The organism is Burkholderia sp. KCJ3K979 (assembly GCF_016759955.1).
GTDB lineage: Bacteria > Pseudomonadota > Gammaproteobacteria > Burkholderiales > Burkholderiaceae > Burkholderia > Burkholderia orbicola.
Window position 1 is genome coordinate 1 of sequence record NZ_JACFYV010000217.1, and the last position, 11158, is coordinate 11158.

Sequence of the window (11158 nt, forward strand, 5' to 3'; positions counted from 1 at the left end):
TGGTTGGGCGTGCGGCGGTCGGGCGCGGTCGGACGGGTTCGAATCCGGCCGGAAGCGGGGCGGGCGCGGGGCGCGGCACTTGCGTGTTCGCTGCCGCGCGCGCGAGGCTGGCGGTGCTGCCGGTGGTCGGCGGCGGCATCGCGCTGGCCGGGATCGGCGCGGGCGCCGCAGGCGGGCGCTGCGGCGCGCTCGGCTTCAGCCAGCCCGACGGCGCGACGGGTTCCGCAAGGGGGCGCGGCGGGGTCTTGCTGCGCGGCTTCGGCCGTGCCTGCGGATCGGGTTTCCACACTGTCGGGCGCGAATACCGGCCGTTCTGGCGCGGCGCCATCGAGTTGACGGTGTGCGCGGTGGTCGGCTGCACGACGTCGTCGTCGCGATGCAACGCACTGCGCGGCAGGTCGGCGATCCCGCGCGCGTCGTCGTCGCCGCCGTCGCGCGACAGCTTGACGCCGAACGATGTGTCGACCCACGCGGCGAACTGCCGCCAGCCGATGCCGGTCAGCCACGGCAAGCCGGCGAAGAACAGCACGACCATCGCGACCGGCGTGCCGATCGGGCCGAGCACGTGGGCGAAGCCGGCCGAGAACGCATGGCCGAGCGCGTTCGTGTCGGGGCCCGACAGCGGGCTCGTCAGCGTGACGCTTGCGACGAATACCGCGGCGAAGCCGAGCCACAGGCGGATCGAGCCGCGGCCGGCAAGCCCGCCGCCGCCGGGCAGCATCGCCTGCACGAGACGCCAGAAGAGAAGGAGGAACCAGACGGCGGAGATGCCGAACCAGCCGAAGACAACCGTGTGCATGCTTTGAAACAGGAGTGGGGAGGGGCGCGCGGGGCGCGACCCGCCGAGTTTAACCGGCCGGCGAACAAGACTCTAACGCGGCGTGATTCCGATTCACGCCGCGCGACGCACGTGGGCGGCACGTGCATGTCGCGCGCCACGCGAAGGCGGTCGGTCGGCCTCCGCGCGCGCCGTGCATCAGGGGCTCCGGTGCGTGAACGTCAGCGTTGCGCCGGCCTGGGTCACGATCTGCAATTGCTGGGGCGCGCGCATCTGCACGCCGGTCTTGTCGACGTGGGCGAGCGCGTCGAGATACGCGGATTCGAGCTGGCCGCCGAGCGTGTTCGGGCAGGCCATTCGCGTTCCGGCGAGCGGGCCGAAGCTCAGCAGGCCGTTCTTGACCGCATAGGTGCCCATGTAGCGGTTGCAGCCCGAGAACCCGCTCGCGCGCCGGATGCCCGACTCGGTCGACAGTGCGAGCTTGATCGGCTCGCCGTTGTCGCCGTGCGGGATCGCGCGTTGCGTGCCGTCGGCGTTCACCCAGCTGGTGAGTTCCCAGTTCGTGTCGTCGAGCAGCTGGACGGCGGCCGGGTTGTACGGGTCGGGCGCGGGGGCGGCGGAATCGGGATGGGTCGGCATCGTGCAGGCGGCGAGAAGCGTGGCAAGCGTCAACGCGCAAAGCGGCGCGCGCAACGGGCGAAGCAGGCCGGTGCGTGCGCGTGCGGCCGCGGACAGGTGGGACATGAGCCTCGTTCCTCTTCGGATTCTGATCAAGGCGTAAGAGTAACGCACCCGCCCCGCGGCAGGCGAGCCGACACTTCGCGCGCGAAAACGTTCGCAGCCCGCCCACGGGCCTCGCGCGACATGGCGCCGAGGGCGGCCAAACGGCCCAAACCGGCCCGGATGCCCGTGTTAACATCGAAGCCGTTTTCGTCCTCCAACAGAACCAGCGGGAAATCACATGCAGATCGGTCAGCGGCTCGGTACGCCGCTTTCACCCTCGGCCACGCGCGTCATGCTGCTCGGCGCGGGCGAGCTCGGCAAGGAAGTCATCATCGCGTTGCAGCGTCTCGGCGTCGAAGTCATTGCGGTCGATCGCTATCAGGACGCGCCCGGCCATCAGGTCGCGCATCGCGCGCACGTGATCGACATGACGGACCCGGCCGCGCTGCGGGCGATCGTCGAGGCCGAGCGTCCGCACCTGATCGTCCCCGAGATCGAGGCGATCGCCACCGACGCGCTCGCGGCGATCGAGACGGCCGGCCTCGCCGAGGTGATCCCGACCGCGCGCGCGACGCAGCTCACGATGAATCGCGAAGGGATTCGCCGGCTCGCGGCCGAGGAGCTCGGCCTGCCGACTTCCCCGTATGCGTTCGCCGATTCGTTCGAGGCATTCAGCGCGGCCGTCGCGAAGATCGGCATGCCGTGCGTCGTGAAGCCCGTGATGTCGTCGTCGGGCAAGGGGCAGTCGGTCGTGAAGACCGACGCCGACGTGAAATCCGCGTGGGACTACGCGATGGCGGGCGGGCGCGTGAACCACGGCCGCGTGATCGTCGAGGGCTTCGTCGATTTCGACTACGAGATCACGCAGCTGACCGTGCGCGCGATCGACCCGGCGACGCTCGATACGCGTACCTACTTCTGCGAACCGGTCGGCCACGTGCAGGTGGCGGGCGACTATGTCGAATCGTGGCAGCCGCAGCCGATGAGCGCGGCGGCGCTAGAGAAGTCGCGCGAGATCGCGCACAAGGTGACCGAGGCGCTCGGCGGGCGCGGCCTGTTCGGCGTCGAGTTGTTCGTGCGCGGCGACGACGTATGGTTCTCCGAGGTGAGCCCGCGGCCGCACGATACGGGCCTCGTCACGCTCGCCTCGCAGCGCCAGTCGGAATTCGAGCTGCACGCGCGGGCGATTCTCGGGCTGCCGGTCGATCCGGCGCTCGGCACGCCGGCTGCGTCGGCGGTGATCTACGGCGGCCTCGACGAGCGCGGGATCGCGTTCGAAGGCGTGCGCGACGCGCTCGCCGTGCCGGGCGCGGACCTGCGCCTGTTCGGCAAGCCGGAAAGTTTCGCGAAGCGACGCATGGGCGTCGCGCTGGCGACCGGCGCGACCGTCGACGAAGCCCGCGAACGCGCGAAGCGTGCGGCCGCGGCCGTCCGGCCCGTGTCGGCGCGCTGACGGAACGAGGAGAGGACGATGGCGTCGAGAGCGTTGCGTATCGGAAAGCTGGGCGTCGCGCTGGCGCTCGTCGCGAGTCTCGCGGGCTGCGGCCTCGCGGCTGCGCCGTGCCGGGTGGCGTCGGCCGGACTCAAGATCGTGCCGCTCGTCGGCCATGTCGCCGCGGCGCCGACCGATGCGTGCGCGGATGTGATCGATCCCTGATTCCGGCAAGCCGCCGAGCCTCCCTATAAACCTTCCTATAAACAATAACCGCGCGCCCCGCGAGGGCGCGCTTCCACCCGTCTCGTGAGAGGACCTGCATGATTCGCCAAACCCTCGCCGCGCTTGCGCTCGCCGGCACCGCCGTTTCCGTCGCGCATGCCGCGCAACTGACCGTCGAGGAGATCGACGCCGACGCGCGCCAGCAAACCGTCTACCAGTGCGCGAACCAGAAGCAGCCCGTGCGCGTGTCGTACTGGCTCGCCGGCAACGGCCAGAGCTTCGCGCTCGTGCCGGTCGACGGCAAGCAGATGCTGTTCGTCGATACGGTGTCGGCATCGGGCGCGCGCTACCAAGCCGGCCGCTATACGTGGTGGACGAAGGGCAAGGAAGCGACGCTGCGCGACGAGATCGCCGACCCGAAGTCGCCGCCGCTGCTGGGCGACTGCGTGCAGGTCGAGAAGAAAAAGAAGAAGGGCTGAGCGGCGGGCGCGATCGCGGAGCGTATTCATCCGTGTTGACCGCTGTCGGGCTGAAGGCTCGACACGCGGGTTGGCGGCGGGGCGCGCTGATGCGAGGCTTCCGGATCGAACCCCTAATAGGGTTCATCGGCCGATACGGATACCCCGATCGACCAATCGCTGGCCCGCACGGGCCGGAGCAGGGCCGCCGCGCGAACCGCCGTCGCGGCCGTTCGCGGCGTTGTCACGGACAGATTCCCGCACGGTGCTACAATACGGCCCTTTCCGCCGGCATTCGCGCCGAACGGAGTCCGCACGGCCTGGCGTCCAGCGTTCGCATTGAACCGGTCCCAAGCGCCAGAGCGGCGCCGCGCGGCGCGCCGCGGCTCCGTCTATTTCCGAATTGTGATGAGCGCAGGCCCGGCCGGCCTGACGCACGATGTCCCCGCCGCGCCTTTTGAGCGAAACGCCACCATGTCCGATTCTGTCGCCAAGCCCGTCGACGCAACCTTCGATCAATTCGGCCTTGCCCCCGATATCCTGAAAGCCATTGTGGAGCAGGGCTATACGACGCCGACGCCGATCCAGGCGCAGGCCATTCCGGTCGTGCTTGCCGGCCGCGACGTCATGGGCGCCGCGCAAACGGGCACCGGCAAGACCGCGAGCTTCTCGCTGCCGATCATCCAGCGTCTGCTGCCGCAGGCCAACACGAGCGCGTCTCCGGCGCGCCACCCCGTGCGGGCGCTGATCCTCACGCCGACCCGCGAGCTCGCCGACCAGGTCGCCGCGAACGTGCACGCGTATGCGAAGCACACGCCGCTGCGCAGCGCGGTGGTGTTCGGCGGCGTCGACATGAACCCGCAATCGGCCGAACTGCGCCGCGGCGTCGAGATCCTGATCGCGACCCCGGGCCGCCTGCTCGACCACGTGCAGCAGAAGACGGCGAACCTCGGCCAGGTGCAGATCCTCGTGCTCGACGAAGCCGACCGGATGCTCGACATGGGCTTCCTGCCCGATCTGCAGCGCATCCTGAACCTGCTGCCGAAGGAGCGTCAGACGCTGCTGTTCTCCGCCACCTTCTCGGGCGAAATCAAGAAGCTCGCGTCGACCTATCTACGCAACCCGCAGACGATCGAGGTCGCGCGCAGCAACTCGACGAACGCGAACGTCACGCAGATCGTCTACGACGTCGCCGAAGGCGACAAGCAGGCGGCCGTCGTGCAATTGCTGCGCGATCGCGGCCTCAAGCAGGTGATCGTGTTCTGCAACAGCAAGATCGGCGCGAGCCGCCTCGCGCGCAATCTCGAACGCGACGGCGTGGTCGCGTCGGCGATTCACGGCGACAAGACGCAGATCGAGCGGATGCAGGCACTCGACGCGTTCAAGCGCGGCGAGATCGAGGCGCTGGTCGCGACCGACGTGGCCGCGCGCGGCCTCGACATCGCCGAGCTGCCTGCCGTGATCAACTTCGACCTGCCGTTCAGCGCGGAAGACTACGTGCACCGGATCGGCCGTACCGGCCGCGCGGGCGCGACGGGCGACGCGCTGTCGCTGTGCAGCCCGAACGAGCGCAAGCAACTCGCCGATATCGAGAAGCTGATCAAGCGTCCGCTCGACGTGCAGACGCTTACGATCGACAAGCCGGCACGCCAGCGTCACGACGAACGTGGCGGCGAGCGCAACAACAGTGAGCGCGGCGGCGAACGGGGTGGCGAACGCGGCGGTCGGCGCGATCGCGACGAGCATCGCGGTGCATCGGGCCGCCGCTCGGGCAGCACCGAGCGCGGCGGCCATCATCGCCGCCACGAAGCGCCGGTCGACGATTTCTTCCTGAAGCCGTACGAGCCGTCGGCGTCGGCGAAGCAGCCGGACGATGCGCAGCCCGCGCAGCAGCCCGAGAAGAAAGGGCCGAAGCGCCAGGTTGCCGCGCTGCTCGGTGGCTTCGGGATGCCGCGCAAGCCGTCGGCGTAAGCCGGACGGAGCGGCGGGGCGGCGTGTGAGCGCTGCCCGGACAAGCGGGTGCATGCGATGAGCATGTGCCCGTTTTTCATTGGGCGACGTGATCGGGGCGGTGTGCAGCAGGGAGTATCGCTTGACGCGCAGGGGAGGGACTTTCGACACCGAGTCGTCAGCCGGCGTGGCGCTCAGGCTTCCGTCATGCTTTCATGCGAGCGGATGCAACGCTCGCGGAGGCCGGCGCGTAGTCGGCACGGGCCGGTGTCCTGCAAGCGACTCAACCGGCGCGCGGCCCGAAGCGACGCGCCCACGCATCGGTCGCGGCCGTGTAGAACGCGTCGAGCGTCCCGCCCGGCAGATCGCCATCGTTGGCCAGGCCGAGATGCGCGGCCGCAGCCTGCAGCGCGGGCAGCGGATCGTTGCGTTCGAGCGCCGTCGCGCCCGTCTGCTTGCTGAGCTTTTCGCCGTTCGCATCGACGACGACCGGCACGTGCAGGTACTCGGGCGTCGGCACGCCGAGGCAGCGCTGCAGGTAGATCTGGCGTGCGGTCGAGTCGAGCAGGTCGGCGCCGCGTACGACGTGCGTGATGCCGGCATCGGCATCGTCGACGACGACCGCGAGCTGATACGCCCACTGGCCGTCCGCGCGTTTCAGCACGAAGTCGCCCACTTCGGCCGCGAGGTTCTGCGATTGCGTGTGCTGCCAGCGGTCGGCGAACGTGACGACCGCGTCGCAGCCGTCCGGCACGCGCAGCCGCCATGCGCGTGCGGGCTTGCCGTGCAGGCCGGTGCGACAGGTGCCCGGATACGCGAGCGTCGTGTGGCGTTCATGGGCGGCGCGCAGTGAATCAGCGATCTCCTTGCGCGTGCAGCCGCACGGATAGACAAGCCCCGCCGCGACGAGCTGCTCGAGCGCGGCCGTGTACGCCGCGTCGCGCGTGCTTTGCCAGACGGGCGGCTCGTCGGGCGTCATGCCGAAATGCGCGAGCATCGCGAGGATGTCGTCGGCCGCGCCGGGCACCGTGCGCGGGCCGTCGAGATCCTCGATGCGCACGAGCCATGTGCCGCCGTGCGCGCGTGCGTCGAGCCAGCTTGCGAGCGCGCCGACCAGCGAGCCGAAGTGCAGCGGGCCGGTGGGCGAAGGCGCAAAGCGGCCGCGATAGCCGGGGTTCATCGGCGGTGCGCGGTGCGATGCGCCGTTACGCGGCGCTGGCGGCCTGCGCGCAGGCGGGGCACGACTTGCCGGGCACGTAGCTCGGCGATTGTTGCGCTTCCGGCGTGACGACCGCACGGCACGCGAAGCACGTGACGTTCTCGGTGGGCTGGAGCTGCGGGTTCAGCGCGGTGCGGTAGTCGAACACGAAGCAGTCGCCGTGATAGTGCGCGCCGCCGACTTCCTCGAAGTACTTCAGAATGCCGCCTTCGAGCTGGTACACGTTGTCGATGCCGATTTCCTTCATGTGGATCGCGGCCTTTTCGCAGCGGATACCGCCGGTGCAGAACGACACGACCGTCTTGCCTTCGAGATCGGCGCGGTTTGCGTCGATCACTTCCGGGAATTCGCTGAACTTGTCGATCCGGTAGTCGAGCGCGTTGTCGAACGTGCCGACGTCGACTTCGAACGCGTTGCGCGTGTCGAGCATCACGACCGGGCGGCCCGCATCGTCGTGGCCGCGGTCGAGCCACGCCTTCAGCGTGCGCGCATCGACGAACGGCGCGCGGCCGAGCTCCGGCTTGATCGCGGGCTTCTTCATCGTGATGATCTCGCGCTTCAGGCGCACGAGCATGCGGCGGAACGGCTGCGAGTCGGACAGGCTTTCCTTGAACTGCAGCGTCGCGAACTTGCCCTCGAACAGCGGATCGTGGCGGATGTACGCGATGAACGCGTCGGTGGCTTCGCGCGTGCCGGCGATGAACAGGTTGATGCCTTCCGGCGCGAGCAGGATCGTGCCGCGCAGGCCGAGTTCGTTGCAGCGGGCGGTGACGAGCGGGCGCCATTGCTCGTTCGCGTCGAGCGATACGAAGTGGTAGGCGGCGAGGTTGACGATGGTCATGATGGTCCGACGGGAAAACGGCCGCACGGCGGCCCGCAAAAAAGGGTGCGAAGCCGGGGCGTTGATTCGAAAAACCGTATTATCCCGCAAACGGCGCGGGCATCGGTACCTGGCCGATCGGCCAACCGCGCGACGCGTCGCCGCGTGCATCGGCCGAACGGCCAAAGCGGGCATTTTTTGGGCAGCTTGCGCGGCGGGGCGGCTACAATAGCGCCCATGTCAGATCCTCGCTTCGTCCATCTTCGCGTCCACTCCGAATTCTCGATTGCCGACGGCATCGTGCGCATTGACGACATCGTCAAGGCGGCGGCCGCGGACGGTCAGGGCGCGCTCGCGCTCACCGATCTCGGCAACGCGTTCGGCCTCGTTCGTTTCTACCAGGAAGCCCGCGGCAAGGGCATCAAGCCGATCGCCGGCTGCGACGTCTGGATTGCCAATCCGGACGACCGCGACAAGCCGTCGCGGTTGCTGCTGCTGGTCAAGGACAAGGTCGGTTACCTGAATCTCTGCGAGCTGCTGTCGAAGGCGTGGCTCACGAACCAGTACCGCGGCCGCGCGGAACTCGACGCGAGCTGGCTCGACGGCGAGCTCGCGCAGGGGCTGCTCGCGCTGTCGGGCGCGCAACAAGGCGATATCGGCCTTGCGCTGGCTGCGGGCAACGAAGAAGCCGCGCGCCGTCACGCCGAGCGCTGGGCGCGGGTGTTTCCGGGCGGCTTCTACATCGAGCTGCAGCGTTACGGCCAGCCGGGCGCCGAGGCGTACATCCAGCAGGCGGCGGCGCTCGCCGCGTCGCTGAAGCTGCCGGTCGTCGCGACGCACCCGACGCAGTTCATGACCGACGACGATTTCACCGCGCACGAGGCGCGTGTGTGCATCTCGGAAGGCGACATCCTCGCGAACCCGCGGCGCCAGAAGCGTTTCACGACCGACCAGTATTTCCGCACGCAGGACGAGATGGCCGCGCTGTTCGCCGACCTGCCGTCGGCGATCGCGAACACGGTCGAGATCGCGAAGCGCTGCAACCTGAAGCTCGAGCTCGGCAAGCCGAAACTGCCGCTGTTCCCGACGCCGGACGGCATGTCGCTCGACGACTACCTGGTCCAGTTGTCGAAGGAAGGGCTCGAGGCCCGTCTCGCGCAGTTGTATCCGGTCGAGGCCGAGCGCGACGCGCAGCGCGACACGTACTACAAGCGCCTCGAGTTCGAGTGCGGGACCATCACGAAGATGGGCTTCCCCGGCTACTTCCTGATCGTCGCGGACTTCATCAACTGGGCGAAGAACAACGGCGTGCCGGTCGGCCCGGGCCGCGGCTCGGGCGCCGGCTCGCTGGTCGCGTACGCGCTCGGCATTACCGATCTCGATCCGCTGCGCTACAACCTGCTGTTCGAGCGCTTCCTGAACCCGGAACGCGTATCGATGCCCGACTTCGACATCGATTTCTGCCAGCACGGCCGCGATCGCGTGATCCAGTACGTGAAGGAGAAGTACGGCGCGGACGCCGTCTCGCAGATCGCCACGTTCGGCACGATGGCCGCGAAGGCGGCCGTGCGCGACATCGGCCGCGTGCTCGACCTCGGCTACATGTTCACCGACGGCATCGCGAAGCTGATTCCGTTCAAGCCCGGCAAGCATGTGACGATTGCCGACGCGATGAAGGAAGAGCCGCAGTTGCAGGAGCGCTACGACCACGAGGACGAGGTTCACCAGCTGCTCGACCTCGCGCAGCGCGTCGAGGGTCTCACGCGTAACGTCGGGATGCACGCCGGCGGCGTGCTGATCGCGCCCGGCAAGCTGACCGATTTCTGCCCGCTGTACACGCAGGGCGACGAGGGCGGCGTGGTCAGCCAGTACGACAAGGACGACGTCGAAGCCGTCGGCCTCGTGAAGTTCGACTTTCTGGGCCTCACGACGCTGACGATCCTCGACTGGGCCGAGCGCTACATCCGCCGCCTCGACCCGTCGAAGGCCGACTGGTCGCTCGCGCAGGTGCCGCTCGACGATCCGGCCTCGTTCCAGATCCTGAAGAAGGCGAACACGGTCGCGGTGTTCCAGCTGGAAAGCCGCGGGATGCAGGGCATGCTGAAGGATGCGCAGCCCGACCGCTTCGAGGACATCATCGCGCTCGTGTCGTTGTACCGTCCGGGCCCGATGGACCTGATTCCGAGCTTCTGCGCGCGCAAGCACGGGCGCGAGAAGGTCGACTATCCGGACCCGCGCGTCGAACCCGTCCTGAAAGAGACCTACGGCATCATGGTCTATCAGGAGCAGGTGATGCAGATGGCGCAGATCATCGGCGGCTACTCGCTCGGCGGCGCCGATTTGCTGCGTCGCGCGATGGGCAAGAAGAAGCCCGAGGAGATGGCCAAGCACCGCGAGATCTTCGCCGAGGGTGCGGCGAAGAACGGCCTCACGCGCGAGAAGTCCGACGAGATCTTCGACTTGATGGAGAAGTTCGCGGGCTACGGCTTCAACAAGTCGCACGCGGCCGCGTATGCGCTGCTCGCGTATTACACCGCGTGGCTGAAGGCGCACCATCCGGCCGAATTCATGGCGGCCAACATGACGCTCGCGATGGACGACACCGACAAGGTGAAGATCCTGTTCGACGACTGCGTCGTGAACAACCTTGCCGTGCTGCCGCCGGACATCAACCAGTCGCATTACCGGTTCGAGCCGGTCGCGGAAGCCGACGGCAAGCGCTCGCGCACGATCCGCTACGGCCTCGGTGCGGTGAAGGGCAGCGGCCAGAACGCGATCGAGGAAATCCTGCGTGCGCGCGAGGAAAAGGCGTTCACCGACCTGTTCGACTTCTGCGAACGGATCGACCGGCGCGTCGTCAACCGCCGCACGGTCGAGGCGCTGATCCGCGCCGGCGCGTTCGATTCGCTGAACCCGAACCGTGCGCAGCTGATCGCGTCGGTGCCGCTCGCGATGGAGGCGGCCGACCAGGCCGAAGCGAACGCAATGCAGGCCGGCCTGTTCGACATGGGCGCCGAGTCGCCGCATGCGCATGCGCTCGTCGACGAGCCCGCGTGGGACGACAAGCGCCGCCTTCAGGAAGAAAAGGCCGCGCTCGGCTTCTACCTGTCCGGCCACCTGTTCGATGCGTATCGCGACGAAGTGCGCCGCTTCGTGCGGCAGAAGGTCGGTGATCTGAAGGAAGGGCGCGACAAGCTCGTCGCCGGCATCATCGCGTCGCTGCGCACGCAGATGACCCAGCGCGGCAAGATGCTGATCGCGCTGCTCGACGACGGCACGGGCCAGTGCGAGATCACGATCTTCAACGAACAGTTCGAGGCAAACAAGGCGCTGTTCAAGGAAGACGAGCTGCTGATCGTGCAGGGGCAGGCGCGCAACGACGCATTCACCGGCGGCATTCGCTTCACGGCCGATACCGTGATGGATCTCGAACGCGCGCGCAGCCGCTACGCGCAGGCCGTGCGGTTGACGATGAACGGCAACGCCGACGCGCTCGCGCTGCGCCGCGTGCTCGAGCCGCACGTGTCGAAGGACGATCCGGCCGCCGCGAACG

8 protein-coding genes and 1 pseudogene are annotated in these 11158 nt (G+C 68.4%); 5 read left to right on the forward strand and 4 right to left on the reverse strand.

Annotation, left to right across the window (positions count from 1 at the left end; all coding sequences use genetic code 11):
- A pseudogene (locus H3O04_RS29610) lies at nt 1–799 on the reverse strand (DNA translocase FtsK); the annotation flags it as partial.
- 177 nt (nt 800–976) lie between these two features.
- A complete protein-coding gene (locus H3O04_RS29615; protein ID WP_023477166.1) occupies nt 977–1522 on the reverse strand; it encodes an META domain-containing protein in 546 nt (181 codons plus the stop codon).
- A gap of 217 nt (nt 1523–1739) precedes the next feature.
- Here H3O04_RS29615 and purT point away from each other — a divergent pair, with 217 nt between their 5' ends.
- From purT to H3O04_RS29635, 4 genes are all read left to right on the forward strand, one after another.
- The gene (gene purT, locus H3O04_RS29620) at nt 1740–2954 is read left to right on the forward strand and encodes a formate-dependent phosphoribosylglycinamide formyltransferase (protein WP_077178092.1); all 1215 of its coding nucleotides are present in this window, start codon (nt 1740–1742) and stop codon (nt 2952–2954) included.
- Nucleotides 2955–2972: 18 nt separating this feature from the next.
- Entirely contained in the window at nt 2973–3158 is a 186-nt protein-coding gene (locus H3O04_RS29625; protein WP_011545862.1) for a DUF6726 family protein, read from the forward strand.
- Nucleotides 3159–3256: 98 nt separating this feature from the next.
- The gene (locus H3O04_RS29630; RefSeq protein ID WP_012328941.1) at nt 3257–3637 is read left to right on the forward strand and encodes an MliC family protein; all 381 of its coding nucleotides are present in this window, start codon (nt 3257–3259) and stop codon (nt 3635–3637) included.
- 387 nt (nt 3638–4024) lie between these two features.
- Entirely contained in the window at nt 4025–5587 is a 1563-nt protein-coding gene (locus H3O04_RS29635) for a DEAD/DEAH box helicase (RefSeq protein WP_011545860.1), read from the forward strand.
- A gap of 262 nt (nt 5588–5849) precedes the next feature.
- On the opposite strand, the gene gluQRS is transcribed toward H3O04_RS29635, so the two are convergent.
- Nucleotides 5850–6746 (reverse strand): tRNA glutamyl-Q(34) synthetase GluQRS, encoded by an 897-nt coding sequence (gene gluQRS, locus H3O04_RS29640; protein WP_054928035.1) that lies wholly within the window; start codon nt 6744–6746, stop codon nt 5850–5852.
- A 25-nt stretch (nt 6747–6771) separates the two neighbouring features.
- Nucleotides 6772–7626, reverse strand: coding sequence for a sulfurtransferase (locus tag H3O04_RS29645; protein WP_012328939.1), 855 nt, complete (start codon nt 7624–7626; stop codon nt 6772–6774).
- A gap of 216 nt (nt 7627–7842) precedes the next feature.
- Here H3O04_RS29645 and dnaE point away from each other — a divergent pair.
- On the forward strand, nt 7843–11158 hold a 3316-nt coding region (gene dnaE / locus H3O04_RS29650), incomplete at its 3' end, for a DNA polymerase III subunit alpha (RefSeq protein WP_202589023.1).